Origin of the sequence: Streptomyces sp. NPDC048288 (assembly GCF_043201555.1) — a bacterium.
Lineage (GTDB): Bacteria > Actinomycetota > Actinomycetes > Streptomycetales > Streptomycetaceae > Streptomyces.
Genome location: NZ_JBICZD010000023.1, coordinates 41,755 through 56,800 on the forward strand (window position 1 = coordinate 41,755; position 15,046 = coordinate 56,800).

Consider the following 15,046-nt stretch of genomic DNA (forward strand, 5'->3'; position numbering starts at 1 on the left):
CTGCTCAGTGAAGAGCAGCGGGCCGTCACGGGTGCCCCCCCGGGTGGTCGCCCCACCGTACGCCTCACCCACCAGCAGGCACCAGAACCTGCGCAACCCGAGCAGCCACCGCCGCAGCGCGCGCCGGGTCCAGCACCTTCGGCGCCGTGGCCAGGGTCGGTACCAACCAGTCCGGGCCCAGCACATGGACCGTCCCCGACCATGCCGGCACCCGTACCTCCAGGCGGCCGCCCTCGATCGGGGAGCCGTGGACGACGAGCAGCGGCCACACCACCACCCCCGGCAACGCGAGCGCCTTGTGGAGCCGGGCCGCGTACTTCCCGACCGCCTCGACCTTCTCGTGCCGGTCCTCCTCCCCGCACCACACCCGGCCATCCACCAGACGCGTCCGCCACCCGGCGTGCCAGCGTTTCGAGTCCAGCACCACCACCGCGGTCCCGCACGGGGACACGAGGACGTGGTCCAGGTCGTGCCGGAACCCCGGTATCCGGAGGCCGTGCCAGACGCGCCAGCCGGCCGGTAATCGCGCCAGCAGCGCCGCGGTCCACTGCTCCCCCACCGCGCCGTGCGCGGCCCGGACGGCGAGCCGGTCGGCGCGCGCGGCCTCCGCGTTCAGCCCAACCCAGGCGAGGACCTTCCGGCGGACACCCTTCCGGGCCTTCTTCTGCCTCCGCGCCGCCCACTCCAATGGCGACTGCCCCGCGTTCACCGACCGCCTCCCTTCGTGTACTGGCCCGGGTTCGTCCACGACAGCTCGTACACACAGCCCTCCCGCGGGGCGTCGTAGTCCTCCGGCCCGCACACCCACACACGCTTCGGCCGTCCGTCACGGTCCACCATGGCGTGCACCGTCACACCGCCCACATTCATCCACCACACCGACGTGTCCAGCTGCTCGACGTGCAGCCACGACCCGACCACGAGTTCGTCGAACTCCGTGCCCTCGAGGACGTGGGTCCGCGCGTACTCGCTGTCCGGGTTCTTGCCGGCGTACGCGGGATCCGGGGTCACCGTGTGGGAGCGTCCTCCGACGCCTTCACGCTGCCCGGGGACCCGCCCGAGGTATTCGTAGACCAGGAGCCGCCACCGGCCGCCAGCACGTCGCAGTGTGCTGCTCAACTCTCCTCCCCGTCCTCGCTGAAGTAGCCCTCGGTATCCAGGCCGAGCTCGGCTCGGATACGGCCCATGCGCTCCCGGTTGTCGCCGCAGCAGTCGCACAGCAACTTCACCTCGGCGCGGATCCGCTCCAGCCGGGCCCGCAGCACTTCCGGGTCGTCATCCTCCGGCCGGTAGCCGGGGGCCAGCATCCGCTCGTACTTCGGCCAGTACGCCAGGCACGACGGGCACGTCACCTCCGTACCCTCCGGGAGCGGGCCCTGCATCATGGACTCCCCGCACAACCCCATCCCGGTCGCCCACGCATCGAACATCGGCAGCCAGCTGTACACCGACAGGTGCACGCCGTCCGGGTCGTCGGCGATCGGTGTGGCCCGCACGGGTCGCAGGTAGCGTCGGGTCTTGTCCAGTTCGGTGGTCTCGGTCACGATCGTCCTTCCCGGCGGCCCAGCCACCCCTGGTAGTAGTCGAAGCCCAGGGCGTCTGCGGTGCCGCCCATCACGTGGCCGCCGAGCACGATCCCGAGGGCACCCCGCAGCCCGACCAGCTCCCCGTGCAACTGCTCCTTGACGCCGTTGCACACGCCGGGGTCGGGCTGCAGTTCCTCCAGCCTCTGGGAACGCCGGTGCAACTCGGCGGCCAGCGCCTCCGCGGCCACCTTCACCGCGTCGGTCCTCTGCTTCCCCCGCACGACCAGCCGGACGCCCGGCCAGATCGGAACCCTCATCAGGGCGTCACCTCCCCGATCGTGAGGCGCATGCCGCAGCAGCGCAGGATCCTGGCCGCCCACCACAGGGTGATCTTCGCGTGGCCCTGCAGCATCTGGTTCAAGTACTTCGTGCTCACCTGCAACTCGCGCGCGACCGAGGCCTGCGAACGGCCCGACGCCTTCAGCGCCTTCCGAACCTCCAGGCGCAGTGCCTCCGTGAGGATCTCGGCGTCCTGCTCCGGACGGGTGGCCGGCACCAGGGTGGCGTCCACGGCGATCATGCGGGCACAGCGGGCGCCCTTCAGCCACTCCCGGACCTCTGCCGTCGACACCATCACTTCGGCCTCCGGGCCCTTCTCCCTGGCTTCCCGGATCGTGCACATCTCCCCGACGAAGCTGACCGCGTCCTGGGCGTAGTACAGCTCGGTGGACAGCCGGTCTACCTCGGCCCTGGCCTCGCTGGCCGTCAACTCGGCCGAGTCGGCGATCTCCTTGCGGAGCTGGTTCCGCTCCCGGATGAGCGCCTTGTTCTCGTCGGCGTAGCCGTTCCGGCAGGTCTCCCAGTACCGGACACGCGCATCCCGCTCCTTCAACTCCGGGCGGAGCACCTCGAGAACGAGGTCCGCTGCCCCTGGGTGTGCGTCCAGGGCTTCTCGGACGCGCCATTCGGTGTCGGTGCTGCTCATGCTGCCTTCCTGGTCTTGGCGGGGCGGGTCCGGAGACGGGTTCGGGGGCGGGCGTGGGCGCGTCGTAGCCGGCCGCGGCGGACCCGCGCCACCACCGCTTCCACGGCCAGTCCGGTGAGGACGGAGATGACCAGGCAGGAGAACAGGCCGGTCACGGTGAACGTGCGGGTACCGGTGGCGCGTAGCCACACATACGCGGTCACGGCGGCTATCCCGGCGACGAGGGCGCACTGCGCGAGGAGAACCCTGCGCTCGGCACGACCCGATACGGTTGATCGTTCTTTCCCGACGGCGGCCATGTCTAAGATGTCCGTTTCTTGGTGGTGAGTAGGCCGTGCCGCGCAGCCACCCGGACCGCGGCGGACCGCCGCTCGGCCACAGGCAGATGCGTGACACCGAGCCGCTGGTAGATCCGCGTCAGGTGCGACCCCACGGCCTGCGGCGACATCCCCAACCGAGCAGCCACGACAGCGATCGGCTCGCCCGCTTCGACTGCGGCCAGCACCCTGGCCTGCGACGACGTCAGCGACAGCCCGGACTCGGGCATCCGCCACCGGTCCGACAGCAGGTAGTCCATGTCGACGCGCAGGCCGGTGCAGACGCGCAGGAACGTGCGCAGTGAACCCACACCGTCCTGGACACGCCGTACCGTGGCCCGGTCCAACCCGGTCAGATCGGCCAGCGCGGCCTCGGACAGGCCGATCGCCTTGCGTTCCGCACGGACCCGGTCCCCGATGTCAGCGAGGACCTCCTCGAGATGACCGAGACCCAGATCAGCCAGTGACGGATGCGTCGTCATACGCCCTCCCAACATCCAGGGCCCGCGGGATGGTGATGGACTCGAGGTGGACCAGGCCGAGCCGCATCGCGACGGTGACGGCCTGCGTACGGTCGTCGACGTGGAGCCGTCGCATGATGACCGCCATCTGCGACTTGATCGTGTTCTCCTTGGTGCCCAACCGGGAGCCGATCAGCTTGTTGCTGTAGCCGTTCGCTGCCAGGCCGAGGATCTGCAGGTGCCGGTTCGTGAGACGCGGCTGATACGGGTCGGGCCCGCCGCACACAGGCGACGGGCCCGACTGAACCGGCGCGGTCACGATGCACCCTCGTACGGCTGCAGGACCGCGGCGCCGGGCACGTACAGCGGATGCCGCGGCTGCCCGGTCGCCGTCGTCCCCAGACACGACAGGGCGACACCCTGCGCGGCCAGAGCAGCGGTCACGGCGGTGCCGCGGTCGTGCTCGGCGCCGCCGGCACCCCACGCCGCGACCACACGGCCACCGGTACGGACGGCCTGCCGTATGAACGCGTCGTTGTACCGGCCCACCGGATCCTCGTGATGCCGCAGCACCCGCGGGTCGGTGGAGCGGACCGCGAACAGGTTCACGACCACGATCCCGCCGGCGCCCTCGCGCTGGGCGAAGGACAGGCAGCGGCGGATCGTCGGGTCCTCGACGAACGCGTCCGCCGTGGACGGGTTCAGCATCAGCCACACCATCGGCGCCTTGGCCGGGTCCCAGATCCGGGTGAGCAGGTACCGGTAGACGCGGGCCGGGTCGAACACGGCGGCCGCGGTCCCACCGGCCAGGTCCTCGCGCTGGTCAAGGGTGACGTCCAGGTCCATGCCGGTGGGCATCATCTCGAGAACGGTCACGCTGGCCGCTCCTCGGTCCACTCGCCGCCCGGCGCATCGCGGTGCAGCAGGGCCTCCGGCATCCGATACTTCGCCCGCCCGCCCTGGTTCGCCCGCAGGAACGCGTCGCTGTTGTCGCGATCCTCCTGCGAGGCGTAGTGGATGACGTATCCGTCGGTGCACCTGATGCCCCACAGGCAGGCGTCCTGGCGCCGTTGGCGTTCCTCGTCAACGTGCGCGTTGTGCAGGTCGCAAGCACGCTCGCCGCCGACGGTCTCGCGCCAGTCCTCGACCTTCTGCCTGTTCTCCCGGTACAGAGCGCGCAACTTCGCCGGATCGTCGGCGATGGCCTGCAACTTCGAGGACTCGAACCGCGGCCCGTAGTTCTCAACAGCGTAGCTGTACGAGCCCTCCCACTGGACCTTGTGGACGAAGCCCTCGAACTCCAGGAAGTCGTAGTCGGACCAGTCGGTGGGGTTCTGGATGTTGGTGGTCTGGGTCTCGGGTGTGGTGGTCATGGGCGGGTGGTCTCCTTGGTCAGTGGGCGTTGTACTGCTCGGATCCGTCCGGGACGTGGCCCTTGCCGCCGCACGCGGAGCAGGCCTTGACGGTCGCCGAGTGGACCAGGCCGAGCCAGAAGTCGATCTGGTCGTCCCACGCCTGCAGGGCCTGCTCGTAGTTGTCGGCGGGCACGTCGGCCGGGACGGGCAGGTTGAGGTTCCGGGTGACGGTCTGTCGTACATGGCGGCCCGTCTTCAGCGGCTTCCCGGTACGGGCGCTCAGGTCGGCCTGCCAGCGCGTTTGCGGCTGGTCGAAGTCGACGTTGATGACGACGTGGAGGCCGGTGTAGCCGTTGTAGCCGTCGAAGCAGTGCCGGACGTTCGGCATGGTCTTGATGGCGTCGTGCAGGTGGGCGCGCAGTCCTGGGAGGCGGCCGGGGAACAGGTGCCGGTACTCGGGCCGTCCTGCCAGGGCTTGCGGCAGGTTCGCGATCCACTTGGGCTCATCCGGTCCGGGCGGCTCGCGTCCCTCGAGGACCATGACCGGCCCGTCGTATACGTGCTCAACGGCCGGCTGGGCCTCCTGCACGTTCGTGTACAGCGTCCACAGGGTGTCGCTCTCCCGGTCCCGGCGCTCCTCCCACTCCTCCACGGTGAGCGTGGCCGGGTAGCGAACGGACTCGGCGTTCGGGTCGGTCAGCCGGTAGCCGACAGTCTTCGGGCTGGGCTGCGCGGTCAGGGTGAGACGGGACGCCTCCTGGGTGGTGACCCACCAGTCGCCGTGCAGTTCGGTCATGGGTTGGCCGTCGGCGAGCCGCTTGATGTCGGTGACGTACCGGATGCTGTGGGGCTGGGGCAGGTGGTAGAGCCAGCGGCCGTCGGGGGTCTTCAGGGCGTACACGGTCACGGTGGCGGGGGCCTTTCGTCGGGGTGCGTGGGGAAGGGTTCAGGCGGTGGGGTCGGTGAGGATCCGGTAGGCGTCGGCGCGGTAGCCGAAGCCGGCCCACCGGGCGGCGTGTTCGGCCGCGAGGTGCTTGAGGTCGGCCCGGGCCTGCGCTTCGTCCCCAGCCGGGACGGTGCGCAGGCCGTCGGGGACCGTGTACTGGTCCGGGTCGACGAGGCGGAGGGTCACCACGGCAGGACCGCAGTCCCGAACACCACGTAGGCGATACCGCCGAGCAGCACGCTGTCGGCCATGCGGGCCGCGTCGGCGATCCAGTCGAGGCGCTGGTTCTGGATCTCGGTCTCCCACTCCAGGATCGGGACCCGGCTGAGGAGGGTGCCCAGCTTCCCGTGGGTGTTGGTGCGGTGTTCCAGGCTGTAGAACCGGTCGGCCTTGACCTGTTCGGTGAGGGCCGCGATGTCAGCGTTCAGGGTGTCGAGTTCGGCCTGGTAGTCGCGGTCGATGCTGGTGTCGGGAATGAGCATGGGTGTCCCTCGGGAGATGGGTGGGTGGGACTCAATACCTACACAATATCGCGAGGGGCATTGTCATGCAATGCTTACGTGCGGCCATGAGAAAGGGGTCCAGCCCGAAGACCAGACCCCCGGCACACCACCAGCAGCTCAGAACGGCGGTTCCTCCGGCCACCCACCCGGGCCCTGCTGCCCGGACGCCGGCGAAGCACCCCACGGATCGTCCAACCCCTCCCGGGACGACGCCTGCCGCGCTGCCGCATACGCGTCCTGCTTCCCACGCCCCGAACCACCCGATGCCTTCGACACCTTCGCCGTCGCCGACCGCAGGCTGGGGCCGATCGCGTCGATCCGGACCGAGATCTTCGACCGCTTCTGCCCGGTCTGCTTGTCCTCCCACGACTCCTGGACCGCGCGGCCCACCGCCACGACCTCGAGGCCCTTGTCCAGGGACTCCACGATGTTCTCGGCGAGCTGCTTGAAGGCCTTGCAGTCCCAGTACGTCGTGTCCGCGTCGGTCCACTCGTTCGTGGCCTGGTCCTTCACCCGCCGCGAGGTGACGATCGTGAACGCCGCTACCGCCACCCCGGACGGGCTGAACCGAAGCTCAGGGGCCGCGGTGAGCCGGCCCGTCAACGTCATCGTGCTGCTCATGCCGCTTCCTCCATCTCGTCCTGCTTCAGGGTTCGTTCACGCGGTATGTACGCGCGCCGCCACAGGCGCCGTCCGTCCGTGGCCGCGCGCTCCTTGATGCGCTCCCACTGCCGCTCGGCAGCCGCCGGGGTCACACCGAGCCTCGCCGCGATCTCCGTCGTGGTGTCGTTCGTCCACTCGTACAGGTGCTGAAGAACCTCGCGCCGGTCCTCGATACGCACCAGGTCGACGGACTCGCCCATCAGCCATCGGGCCGGGATGTTCCCGCCTTCCGTCGTGACCGGCGCCAAGGCGTCCGTGACGGGTGCCACGGTCGGTTCGTCAATCGTGTCGTCGTCCCACGACAGCGGCCCGTGCCAGCCCTGCGACCGGGCGTAGACCCTGGTGTCCTCCGCCTCACCAGCGTCCACGCCAGCGTGCTCCGGCTGAAGGTTCCAGCACTCGTCGTACAAGGCCCGGATGCGCGCTTCCACAGCCTGCGTGACCCTGGTCTGGGCGCGGAAGCTGCGGCTGATCCAGGACTTGTGCACGCCTATCCGCTGCTCCAGGACCCCGGCTGGCCAGCCGATCCACATCAGGGCCCTCAACCGCCGGTGCGTTCCCGTCGCGTCCACCGCGGCGAGCGTGCGAATCTCCCGCAGCGAGGCGGGCGCCGGGACCGAAAGGATCTTCTGCTCGCTGGTCCGGGTCAGCGGCTCTCCCCGCATCACGCGGTAGAAGGTGTTCCTGCCGACCGGGAGCATGCTGACGATCTCCGGGTCCTGGAGGCCGGCCTGCCGGAACTTCGCCAGGTGAGCAGCAGCGCGCTGTGCCGACACCATGCCGGGCCGGCCCGTGGTGCGAAGCAGTTTGTTGCGCTTCTGCTTCCTGCGGCGGGCCTCCAGGCACTCCTGTCGCTTGCAGCCGTAGTCGGCGCACGACGGATCACCGTGCTGCACGCGACTGTTCGCGGGGCGCTCCTTCATGCGGTCTGCACCTCCCCGCCGACCGTGTCCTGGAACCGCCGGATAGCCCGGCTCAACACGCCGTGGTCCACACCCATCTCTCCGGCGATCGACTTCTGCGACCGCCCGGCGCCCAGCTGCTCCTCGATCCACGACTGCCGGTTCAGGCACATCGTCATCGTCGAATCCGGCACCCGGGTCAGGGCACGGCGCTCGTCTTCGTCGAGACCTCCCCACACGCCGGTGTTCTGGCCGCTGTCCAACGCCCACTCCAGGCAGGGGCCCTTGATGGGGCACCAGTCGCAGATCCGCTTGGCGTCCTTGATGGCGTTGGTGATTTGCGTGCCGCGGCCTTCGGGGAAGAAGACGCCGGGGTCGGTCTGGGCGCACAGGGCGAGGGTCCAGTCGGGCGCGGGCGTGGCGTTCTTTGTGGGGAGGCGGGTCGTGGCGGTCATGCGGTGGCTCCGGGAAGGGTGTAGAGGCGGATGATCGCGCCGGGCTCGGCGAGGGCTTCGGGGTGCTCGCCGGGGTAGACCTTGCGGACGTGGGACTCGATGACGCGGCCGTCGTCCTCCCATGCCTTGGCGGCGGTGATGGCGTCGAAAGTCGAGCGCTCGAGCTTGTCGATGTCGGGGCTGACGGCCGGGTAGGTGCGGCGTCGCTTCGGGGCGCTGGTGGGCTTCGGCATGGTGAAGGTGATGTCGGCGCGGACCGGGCCGGCGAGTCGCTGGGCGTCGCCGCGGAGGATGGCCGCGGTGATGGCTTCGGTGACTGCCTCCCGCCAGGGCTTGACCTTCTTGGAGGACTCCCGCATGAGGGGGATGGCCTTGCCGGTCTTCTTGCTGCGGCCCCAGCCGACGGGGGATTTGCTGCCCTGGGGGCCGGGGAGCCCGTGGACGGCGATGGCGAGGCGGGGTTCGGGCTCCCACTCGTACGCCTCGGATAGGACGGGGGCGGTCATCGTCATCGGATCTCCGGGGCGGGGAGTTGGAGGTCGCGGGCGAGGGCTTCGCGGGCGGCTCGGTCGTAGGTGGGGTCGTGGATGAAGCGGACGACGAGCGCGATGCGGGAGCGGAGGACGGCGAGGTCGTCTTCGGCGGTGGCCAGGAGCGCGGTGTGCCGGGTGCAGAGCTGGCCGGCGAGGTCGTCGACGTAGGCCTCGTTGGTGTCAGGCATCGGCTGCCTGCTTGGGGTACTCGCGGACGCGGAGGTGGGTGGGCCAGTAGTCGGGGTTGCCGCCCTTGGTGTCGCCGTGCGCGGCGACGGTCTTCCCGGCCACGGTGTGGTCGCGGGCCCAGACGGATCCGAGCTGCTTGACGAAGACCGCGGTCCCGGCGTCTTGGCACTGGCCTACGAGGTCGGAAGCCCAGGCGGTTTCCATCGGGCGTGCGCCGGGGCCGGACTCGCCGCCGACGATGACCCAGTCGATCCGGCTGGCGGTGCTCGCGTGCCACAGGCCGGGGATGCCGTACTGCTGGCGGAGCGCGTCGTAGACGATGTTGGTGCTCTGCCGGGAGGGCAGCGGGAGCCGGGTCAGCTCGACCGGGCCGAGGAGCGGCTCCATGGACAGGAACCGGATGGCGGCCGGCGCCTGGAGGAGCCCAGGGATGCGGAGGTCGGCGTACTTCTGCGACTCGATGCTGACGCCCAGCCACACGTTGGGAAGCGGTTCGGTGAGGCCGAGGTCGGCGTGGACCTTCGCGAGGACCGGAGTGAGACGAGAGGCCCGCTTGGTCAAGATCTGGTAGGTGTGCTGCGGGGTGGCCTGCATGGTCCGCCACACCTTCGTGATCAGGTCGGTGGTGACCCGGGCATGGAACAGGTCGGACATCGAGTTCACGAAGACGCGGCGGGGCTTCTTCCAGCGCAGCGGCTCACCGATCACGTCCGGGTGGCCGGTGATCCCGAACCCGGGGCCGCTGGTGCGCGGGTCGCCGTCGTTCTGGTACTTCGGGCGCTGCTCGCCCCGGGCCAGTTCCATGCCCTTCAGCCGCTTGGCCATGGTGAGCGCGTAACACCGGTCGCATCCGGGAGAGATCCGGTCGCAACCCGTTGTCGGGTTCCAGGTCTGCTCGGTCCATTCGATGTTGGTCACGGCTGGGGGTGCTCCTTGGCCTGTTCGGCGCGGGCGGTGAGGCCGGCGGCAATGTCGGTGAGGGTCATGGGCTGGGTTTCGGCGGTGGCGGATCGGGCGCGGGTGAGGTGGTCGCCGAGGGCGCGGGGCCGTACGGGGATGGGGACGGGGATGGTTTCGGTGATGGGGTCGCCGCCGGCGAGGTCGGGGCGCGCCCAGGTGGGCCCGGTCTGGATGCCGAGTTCGGCCCATTCCTCGGGGGTGAGGCGGGGGATGTGGGTGAAGGTGGCGTGGGTTTCGGTGCAGCGGTCGGTGTGGAGGCGGGCTGCGGTGGCGGTGGAGGGCCGGTCGAGGGTGTAGGTGTGGGTGGCGCCCATGGGGCAGATGGCGTGCCAGGTGAGGGTGCGGGTGGCCAGGACGTAGTGGAGGTGGCTGCCGTCGTGGAGGGGGCGGGTGGCGGTGCCGTTGCGGTGGTCGTTCCAGTCGCGGATGAGGGGTGTGGTGATGCCGGCGAGGCGGGAGGCGACGGTGGCGAAGGCCTGGATGTCGGTCATGAACGGCTTGTCGCGCTGCGGGAGCGGGGCAGCCGCGATCTTCTTGGCGGGGCGGCGGGTGGTCGGCTTCTTCGCCGGGGTCTTGCGTGCGGGTGCCTTCTTGGCGGCGTCTCGCTGGGCGGGGGTGGTCTTTTTCGCGGTGCGCTGGTTGGTGGCCATGGCGGGCCTCCGTCCTGGTTGGGGCTGGGTGGTGCTCCGTGGTGGGTGTGGGGGTGGGAAGGGTTGTGGGGCTGGGTTAGTCGTCCTCGTCTTCGCCTTGGCAGGCCCAGGGGGAGCAGCCCCGCTCATCGGCGTCTGCGGCTTCGGCGTCGGCGGCCTGGTCGAACACGTTGGTCTGCCGGGACTGCCACTCGTGGGCGGTGACTCGGTCGATCGGCGCCTGGGCGAGGGGGAGCCGGGAACGATGCAGGAACGCCTCGCCGTTCAGCGGGGTGCCGTTGGCGATGGCTCGCGCGTTGCCGTGCCGGATCTGCTGGTCGAAGGCGACGGCGTCCGCCCACTCCGGATTGCGGAACCCCGTGCAGTTGCAGACCTCCGCCGGGACGTCGTCGCCCGCGCCCGGGTTGTAGAGGTGTGCGCACGCCCAACCCGATGCGAAGCGGGAATGCTCGTCCTGGTGGTGGCCGCAGACGCAGGTGTCCCGCAGCCTGCGCCAGCGGGCGTTGCCGGTGTACGGGCACCCGATGCAGGCGCTCTTGGGGGTGTTCTGGAAGCCGAAGCTGGTCAGGTAGCGGATGCAGTCCGAGCGGGTCCAGCCGCCGCCGCGCGGGTTCGTACCGCCGTGGAGGAACAGCAGCGGGAACTGGCTGCGCATGTACTGGACGTCGTCGGACATGCGCGCGGCCCTGGACGCTTCGTCGACGCTGATTCCGATCCACTGCTCAACGAAGGTGCCGCCGGGGACGGGGGTGGGGTGCGGGTAGCCGAGCAGCTGCCGCACCTGCTCCTTGATCGGCTTCACCTTGTAATCGGCCGTACAGGCGCGCCGCAGCATCCCGTGGCCGCCACCGTGGCCGCGTACGTACAGCGGCATCTGCGCGAACCTGGCTTCCGGATCGATGGCGTCGTTGCGGATGTGCCCGCTGCTGACGCGGAGAACTGGTATGCCCGCGGGTTCGGCGACCTCCTTCTCCAGACGGTTGAGGTGGTCGTAGACGGAGCGCGGCTCCCAGCCGGTGTCGGCGAAGATCGCGGCGTCCAGCTTGGGCAGGACGCCCTCGGCGGACAGGAGGAGAAGGGTGGTGGACTGCACGCCAGCACCCAGCGAGAGGACACGCAGTGCGGGCTCAGGGCGGGCGCTCATGCGACGCCTTCCCGGGTGCGTCCGAGCCAGCGGTGGGCGACCTCGGTCTGGGCGTTGATCTGCGCGATGTGGCCGTTGAGGATGCCGCGGACGGTGTTGGCGTAGCCGCAGACGTACAGGTTCGCGGGGACTAGCCCGGTCGGGGCCGCGTCGAGCATCTCGTCGGCGCGGCGGGCCAGGGTGTGGATGTCCTCGCCGGCCTGGTGTTCGTCGTAGGCGTCGGCGATACCGAGCGTGTAGAAGGGGTCGCTGGCGAACGGGCTCGGCGTGGCCGTCTCGGAGAAGCTGATGGTCATGGCGGGTGGCCCTTTCAGGCGGCGCGGGGGGTGGGGGTCTGGGTGGCGAGGGTGTTGGCGGCGCGGAGGATGCGGCCGATGACCTCGGTGGCGGTGGGGGGCCGGGTTTCGCCGACGGGGGTGGTGCGGGCCCAGTTGGAGACGTGGGAGATGTAGTTCGGCACGAAGAAGCCGGGGGCGAGTTCTTCCTCGTCGACGTGGGTGTCGAGGACGTGGCTGATGGCCTTGATGGCGGCCATGGCGCCGGCGCTGGCTTCGATGAGGGTCATGGCGGCGAGTTCGTCGGTGAAGAACTCGGCGGGCGGGGTGCTGTAGCGGCCTTCGGCGACGCCGAAGGCGACGGCGCAGATGTCGAAGCGGTTGATGTAGCCGCGTACGGCGAGTTGTTCGCCGCGGTGGAGGCCGTCGATGTCGATGACGGCGGCCATGTCCTGGAGGACGTTGTAGGGGTCGCGCATCGTGTCTCCCGGGGGTTGGCGTCCCGGCCCCGCAGGGTGGTCATGCGGGGCCGGGAAGTCTGTGGTGGGTCAGTCGGCGATGGGCCGGGGGTGGTCGTGGCCGCAGGTGGGGCACTGGAGCTGGCTGAGGTTGCAGCCCGGGTCGTTGGTGGCGGTGACGATGGCGCCCTTGGCGTGGGCGTCGAAGATGAGGGAGCATCCGCAGCCTTCGGCGTCCGTGTAGCAGGAGCAGCGGGCGATGTCGTAGGCGGCCGGGATCGCGATGCCGACGGTCTGTGCAGCCCGGATCATGGCGATGAAGTAGGCGGAGTCGTTGACCGCGTTGTCGGCGTCTTCCATGTGCTGGTCGAATGCCGCCTGGGCCTGCTGGCTGAAGCTGCTGTAGTACGCCGCGACGGGGAAGGTGAGATGCGGGATCGGGGCATGCGTCATCACGGGCACGGTGGCTCCAGGAGAGGCAGGGGTGGGTCAACGAGCCCTGGTGGTGGGCTTGTTCCCTATCAACACCACCACAGTAACCCCATGAGCATTGTCACGCAATGCTTTAGCGGTGGCGGGTATGGAAAAGCCCCGCTCCCCAGGTCAGATCAGGGGCGGGGCTTCCTCAGGAGGCGGTCAGCGGCCGGGTGCCGGGTGCCGGGCGGCGTGCGCGACCAGCAGGTCGCTGTAGGAGGCGACCCAGGCGCGGCCGCGCCGGCTCAGCGGGATGCCGTCTTCCTTGGCCCAGCGCAGCAGGGAGCGTGCGGACACGGGCAGCCCGGTCTCGGCGAACAGCAGACTCGCCTCGTCGAAGGAGACGGGGTCTTGGATCCGGGCGGTGCTGGTGTCGGCGGTGAGGGTGGCTGTGGCCATAGGGGCCTCCCAGGATCGACGGCCATCGTTCGCAGCTCCGGCGGCCGATACGGGGTGAACCCCTTACTCGGGAAAGGGGTTCGCTTGTGGTGATGTTGTGCGGGCAGGACGGGTGTTGCTGAGTACGACTCGGGTACCCCGCCTCAGGTTGCACACTCGCGGAGACTTTTTTCGGCGGTCACGTGCTCGAGGGCGAGCCGGCCAAGGGTCCAGGAGCGGGAGTGGCCCTTGTTGCTGCGGGCGCAGTGCAGGTTGAGGCAGACCGCGCGCTGCCTCTCGGGCTGCCAGTGGAGGCCCAGGGTGCGGCAGGCGGGGCAGCGGTGGGGGCGGACGACGGAGAAGTCGCCGGCGTGGACGGCGTGTTCGAGGCGGTGCCGGTACTCGGTGATGTCCCGGTTCAGCTGGACGTCGGCGGGGGCGTTCTCGGTGTGTTCGCGGGCCCAGTCGTAGACGTCTTCGATGTGCTGCGGGAGTCCGGCGTCGGGGGCGGCGGTGCGGGTGTGCTGGACGACTTCGGTGACAGAGGCGCGGATGTGGTCGCAGACGCGCTGGTTGTAGGGCAGGCCGGGGGCGGTGGAGGCGGCGTGCCCGGTGCCGGGCCGGGTGTAGGAGTGGCCTTCGGGTCCGGTGACGGGATGCTCGCGGAAGTAGTGGTGGAGTTCGGCGAGTCGTTGTGAGGCGTTGTCGGTGTCCGTGTCGCCGGTGTCCGTGTTGGCCACGTGTGTCCCCGTCCCCTGCGCGGTTTCCGGGGCGCGGGGCATCCGTACATCCTGTGCAGGGGCGCGCGCCGGAGACCGGATGTTGTCACTCCGGGTGGTTCCGGACGCCCCATGATGGCACGAGTGTGGTCTTTGGTGAACGGTTTGTGAGAGTGGATCAACACTCTGTTGTGGAGATTGCCTGGGAGGCAACACCACAACGCGAATGATTCCCTGGCATATTCAGACAAGCCGGGGGGCTTGCCGCATCCCCTCCAGCGTCTGCAGCAGGTCAGCCAGCTGCGGTCCGGTGATGACGCCCCGCGCGCGGGTGCCTTCCAGGACCCGCTGCCACACGTCCAGGGTCCTCAGGTAGATGGCAACGGTGTCATCGTCCGTGAGCGTCCGGGGCGGTGACATCGCGTTGAAGGAGGTCTCGATGTCGGTCGCGAACAGTTCCAGCGGTGTCCGGTCACGGCCGTGACCGGCGCCCGCCGGGTCGGGAGGTGTCGCCATGGTCCACCGCCCCTGGGCTGCCTGCAGTGCACCACCCCGCCGGCGGTGCTTGGTGATATCGATTACGGCCCCGGCCGCCCCCGTGTTCACGTAGGAGCGTTCAGGGTTGTCGGCCGGCTCTGCTGCGGACATGCAGGGCTCCGCTCTCCGGCAGAAAGGGAAGGGTCTCGTACGGTCGCCGTGTCGGCTCGGCGGCCCCCGTCCCCGGGTACGGCTGCCAGTCCATGGCCCGGGACCCCTCACTGTGACACCGATTGATGTGAGTGGGCATGGCCGGGGTGAGTTTTAACTCTGCCGTGACCGGATCCATTACGCAGATGGCCGGTTCTGCTACCCAAGGTAAGTAGCCGGTGTGGGCGGGGCGGGATGCTCGGTCCGGGCCGGTGCGGCCGGTGGGCGTGCCCGTCAGGTTGACGGCAGTCTAGTCGCGGATCTCGTCACCGGGGAGGCCCGTTCCCCAACCCCGTGCGCCCGCCCTCCGGGGCGCGGGATGATGCGCGGGTGGCCTGGCCGCCGTGGGGCCGGGGTGAGGGCCTGGCGGGCTGCGAACCACACACGCCCCCGTACCCGGCCCGGGCGGCCGGCCACCCATCCCGTGGGGGCTGGCGGTCTCCACCCAAGTCCGCGATCTGCATTG

General features: G+C 69.9%; 26 protein-coding genes and 1 pseudogene. All 27 read right to left on the reverse strand.

Annotation, left to right across the window (positions count from 1 at the left end):
• Positions 1-64: 64 nt before the first annotated feature.
• The gene (locus ACGFZS_RS47010) at positions 65-709 is read right to left on the reverse strand and encodes a nuclease-related domain-containing protein (RefSeq protein ID WP_393800361.1); all 645 of its coding nucleotides are present in this window, start codon (positions 707-709) and stop codon (positions 65-67) included.
• A complete protein-coding gene (locus ACGFZS_RS47015) occupies positions 706-1,119 on the reverse strand; it encodes a hypothetical protein (RefSeq protein ID WP_393800362.1) in 414 nt (137 codons plus the stop codon). Before ACGFZS_RS47015 ends, ACGFZS_RS47010 begins: the two co-directional genes overlap by 4 nt.
• A complete protein-coding gene (locus ACGFZS_RS47020) occupies positions 1,116-1,544 on the reverse strand; it encodes a hypothetical protein (RefSeq protein ID WP_393800363.1) in 429 nt (142 codons plus the stop codon). The genes ACGFZS_RS47015 and ACGFZS_RS47020 overlap by 4 nt, the downstream gene beginning before the upstream one ends.
• Positions 1,541-1,843: a hypothetical protein gene (locus ACGFZS_RS47025; protein WP_393800364.1), complete on the reverse strand. Its 303-nt coding sequence runs from the start codon at positions 1,841-1,843 to the stop codon at positions 1,541-1,543. The genes ACGFZS_RS47020 and ACGFZS_RS47025 overlap by 4 nt, the downstream gene beginning before the upstream one ends.
• Positions 1,843-2,511: a helix-turn-helix domain-containing protein gene (locus ACGFZS_RS47030; RefSeq protein ID WP_393800365.1), complete on the reverse strand. Its 669-nt coding sequence runs from the start codon at positions 2,509-2,511 to the stop codon at positions 1,843-1,845. Before ACGFZS_RS47030 ends, ACGFZS_RS47025 begins: the two co-directional genes overlap by 1 nt.
• Positions 2,508-2,714, reverse strand: coding sequence for a hypothetical protein (locus ACGFZS_RS47035; RefSeq protein ID WP_393800366.1), 207 nt, complete (start codon positions 2,712-2,714; stop codon positions 2,508-2,510). The genes ACGFZS_RS47030 and ACGFZS_RS47035 overlap by 4 nt, the downstream gene beginning before the upstream one ends.
• Before the next feature lie 98 nt (positions 2,715-2,812).
• The gene (locus tag ACGFZS_RS47040; RefSeq protein ID WP_393800367.1) at positions 2,813-3,310 is read right to left on the reverse strand and encodes a LuxR C-terminal-related transcriptional regulator; all 498 of its coding nucleotides are present in this window, start codon (positions 3,308-3,310) and stop codon (positions 2,813-2,815) included.
• Positions 3,285-3,608: a response regulator transcription factor gene (locus ACGFZS_RS47045; RefSeq protein WP_393800368.1), complete on the reverse strand. Its 324-nt coding sequence runs from the start codon at positions 3,606-3,608 to the stop codon at positions 3,285-3,287. The genes ACGFZS_RS47040 and ACGFZS_RS47045 overlap by 26 nt, the downstream gene beginning before the upstream one ends.
• Positions 3,605-4,165, reverse strand: a complete 561-nt coding sequence (locus ACGFZS_RS47050; protein WP_393800369.1) for a DUF1643 domain-containing protein — start codon at positions 4,163-4,165, stop codon at positions 3,605-3,607. Before ACGFZS_RS47050 ends, ACGFZS_RS47045 begins: the two co-directional genes overlap by 4 nt.
• Positions 4,162-4,662 carry a hypothetical protein gene (locus ACGFZS_RS47055; RefSeq protein ID WP_393800370.1) on the reverse strand — a complete coding sequence of 167 codons (501 nt, stop codon included), beginning with the start codon at positions 4,660-4,662 and terminating at the stop codon, positions 4,162-4,164. The genes ACGFZS_RS47050 and ACGFZS_RS47055 overlap by 4 nt, the downstream gene beginning before the upstream one ends.
• A gap of 19 nt (positions 4,663-4,681) precedes the next feature.
• Positions 4,682-5,551, reverse strand: coding sequence for a hypothetical protein (locus ACGFZS_RS47060; protein ID WP_393800371.1), 870 nt, complete (start codon positions 5,549-5,551; stop codon positions 4,682-4,684).
• Between the two features lie 39 nt (positions 5,552-5,590).
• Positions 5,591-5,779 carry a hypothetical protein gene (locus ACGFZS_RS47065; protein ID WP_393800372.1) on the reverse strand — a complete coding sequence of 63 codons (189 nt, stop codon included), beginning with the start codon at positions 5,777-5,779 and terminating at the stop codon, positions 5,591-5,593.
• A complete protein-coding gene (locus tag ACGFZS_RS47070) occupies positions 5,773-6,072 on the reverse strand; it encodes a hypothetical protein (RefSeq protein WP_393800373.1) in 300 nt (99 codons plus the stop codon). Before ACGFZS_RS47070 ends, ACGFZS_RS47065 begins: the two co-directional genes overlap by 7 nt.
• A 138-nt stretch (positions 6,073-6,210) precedes the next feature.
• Positions 6,211-6,714: a single-stranded DNA-binding protein gene (gene ssb, locus ACGFZS_RS47075; RefSeq protein ID WP_393800374.1), complete on the reverse strand. Its 504-nt coding sequence runs from the start codon at positions 6,712-6,714 to the stop codon at positions 6,211-6,213.
• Positions 6,711-7,679, reverse strand: a complete 969-nt coding sequence (locus ACGFZS_RS47080; protein WP_393800375.1) for a hypothetical protein — start codon at positions 7,677-7,679, stop codon at positions 6,711-6,713. Before ACGFZS_RS47080 ends, ssb begins: the two co-directional genes overlap by 4 nt.
• Positions 7,680-7,852: 173 nt before the next feature.
• A pseudogene (locus tag ACGFZS_RS47085) lies at positions 7,853-8,113 on the reverse strand (WhiB family transcriptional regulator); the annotation flags it as partial.
• A complete protein-coding gene (locus tag ACGFZS_RS47090; RefSeq protein WP_393800376.1) occupies positions 8,110-8,625 on the reverse strand; it encodes a RusA family crossover junction endodeoxyribonuclease in 516 nt (171 codons plus the stop codon). The pseudogene ACGFZS_RS47085 and the gene ACGFZS_RS47090, both read right to left, overlap by 4 nt.
• Entirely contained in the window at positions 8,622-8,834 is a 213-nt protein-coding gene (locus ACGFZS_RS47095) for a hypothetical protein (protein WP_393800377.1), read from the reverse strand. Before ACGFZS_RS47095 ends, ACGFZS_RS47090 begins: the two co-directional genes overlap by 4 nt.
• The gene (locus ACGFZS_RS47100) at positions 8,827-9,753 is read right to left on the reverse strand and encodes a DUF5131 family protein (RefSeq protein ID WP_393800378.1); all 927 of its coding nucleotides are present in this window, start codon (positions 9,751-9,753) and stop codon (positions 8,827-8,829) included. Before ACGFZS_RS47100 ends, ACGFZS_RS47095 begins: the two co-directional genes overlap by 8 nt.
• Positions 9,750-10,445: a hypothetical protein gene (locus ACGFZS_RS47105; protein ID WP_393800379.1), complete on the reverse strand. Its 696-nt coding sequence runs from the start codon at positions 10,443-10,445 to the stop codon at positions 9,750-9,752. Before ACGFZS_RS47105 ends, ACGFZS_RS47100 begins: the two co-directional genes overlap by 4 nt.
• 76 nt (positions 10,446-10,521) lie before the next feature.
• Positions 10,522-11,589 (reverse strand): hypothetical protein, encoded by a 1,068-nt coding sequence (locus ACGFZS_RS47110; protein ID WP_393800380.1) that lies wholly within the window; start codon positions 11,587-11,589, stop codon positions 10,522-10,524.
• Positions 11,586-11,885: a hypothetical protein gene (locus ACGFZS_RS47115; RefSeq protein ID WP_393800381.1), complete on the reverse strand. Its 300-nt coding sequence runs from the start codon at positions 11,883-11,885 to the stop codon at positions 11,586-11,588. Before ACGFZS_RS47115 ends, ACGFZS_RS47110 begins: the two co-directional genes overlap by 4 nt.
• A gap of 14 nt (positions 11,886-11,899) precedes the next feature.
• Positions 11,900-12,343 (reverse strand): hypothetical protein, encoded by a 444-nt coding sequence (locus tag ACGFZS_RS47120; protein ID WP_393800382.1) that lies wholly within the window; start codon positions 12,341-12,343, stop codon positions 11,900-11,902.
• Positions 12,344-12,412: 69 nt separating this feature from the next.
• Positions 12,413-12,775, reverse strand: a complete 363-nt coding sequence (locus ACGFZS_RS47125; RefSeq protein ID WP_393800383.1) for a hypothetical protein — start codon at positions 12,773-12,775, stop codon at positions 12,413-12,415.
• Between the two features lie 183 nt (positions 12,776-12,958).
• Positions 12,959-13,195, reverse strand: a complete 237-nt coding sequence (locus ACGFZS_RS47130) for a hypothetical protein (RefSeq protein WP_393800384.1) — start codon at positions 13,193-13,195, stop codon at positions 12,959-12,961.
• A gap of 143 nt (positions 13,196-13,338) precedes the next feature.
• Positions 13,339-13,914: a hypothetical protein gene (locus tag ACGFZS_RS47135; RefSeq protein ID WP_393800385.1), complete on the reverse strand. Its 576-nt coding sequence runs from the start codon at positions 13,912-13,914 to the stop codon at positions 13,339-13,341.
• Between the two features lie 222 nt (positions 13,915-14,136).
• Positions 14,137-14,409: a hypothetical protein gene (locus tag ACGFZS_RS47140; protein ID WP_393800386.1), complete on the reverse strand. Its 273-nt coding sequence runs from the start codon at positions 14,407-14,409 to the stop codon at positions 14,137-14,139.
• Positions 14,410-15,046: the final 637 nt, after the last annotated feature.

Excerpts from the sequence above, each read along its gene's own strand:
- ACGFZS_RS47025 (WP_393800364.1), bottom strand. The coding sequence starts at position 1,843 with ATGAGGGTTCCGATCTGGCCGGGCGTCCGGCTGGTCGTGCGGGGGAAG.
- ACGFZS_RS47030 (WP_393800365.1), bottom strand. The coding sequence starts at position 2,511 with ATGAGCAGCACCGACACCGAATGGCGCGTCCGAGAAGCCCTGGACGCA.
- ACGFZS_RS47040 (WP_393800367.1), bottom strand. The coding sequence starts at position 3,310 with ATGACGACGCATCCGTCACTGGCTGATCTGGGTCTCGGTCATCTCGAG.
- ACGFZS_RS47055 (WP_393800370.1), bottom strand. The coding sequence starts at position 4,662 with ATGACCACCACACCCGAGACCCAGACCACCAACATCCAGAACCCCACC.
- ACGFZS_RS47070 (WP_393800373.1), bottom strand. The coding sequence starts at position 6,072 with ATGCTCATTCCCGACACCAGCATCGACCGCGACTACCAGGCCGAACTC.
- ssb (WP_393800374.1), bottom strand. The coding sequence starts at position 6,714 with ATGAGCAGCACGATGACGTTGACGGGCCGGCTCACCGCGGCCCCTGAG.
- ACGFZS_RS47080 (WP_393800375.1), bottom strand. The coding sequence starts at position 7,679 with ATGAAGGAGCGCCCCGCGAACAGTCGCGTGCAGCACGGTGATCCGTCG.
- ACGFZS_RS47090 (WP_393800376.1), bottom strand. The coding sequence starts at position 8,625 with ATGACGATGACCGCCCCCGTCCTATCCGAGGCGTACGAGTGGGAGCCC.
- ACGFZS_RS47095 (WP_393800377.1), bottom strand. The coding sequence starts at position 8,834 with ATGCCTGACACCAACGAGGCCTACGTCGACGACCTCGCCGGCCAGCTC.
- ACGFZS_RS47105 (WP_393800379.1), bottom strand. The coding sequence starts at position 10,445 with ATGGCCACCAACCAGCGCACCGCGAAAAAGACCACCCCCGCCCAGCGA.
- ACGFZS_RS47110 (WP_393800380.1), bottom strand. The coding sequence starts at position 11,589 with ATGAGCGCCCGCCCTGAGCCCGCACTGCGTGTCCTCTCGCTGGGTGCT.
- ACGFZS_RS47115 (WP_393800381.1), bottom strand. The coding sequence starts at position 11,885 with ATGACCATCAGCTTCTCCGAGACGGCCACGCCGAGCCCGTTCGCCAGC.
- ACGFZS_RS47120 (WP_393800382.1), bottom strand. The coding sequence starts at position 12,343 with ATGCGCGACCCCTACAACGTCCTCCAGGACATGGCCGCCGTCATCGAC.
- ACGFZS_RS47125 (WP_393800383.1), bottom strand. The coding sequence starts at position 12,775 with ATGACGCATGCCCCGATCCCGCATCTCACCTTCCCCGTCGCGGCGTAC.
- ACGFZS_RS47130 (WP_393800384.1), bottom strand. The coding sequence starts at position 13,195 with ATGGCCACAGCCACCCTCACCGCCGACACCAGCACCGCCCGGATCCAA.
- ACGFZS_RS47140 (WP_393800386.1), bottom strand. The coding sequence starts at position 14,409 with ATGGCGACACCTCCCGACCCGGCGGGCGCCGGTCACGGCCGTGACCGG.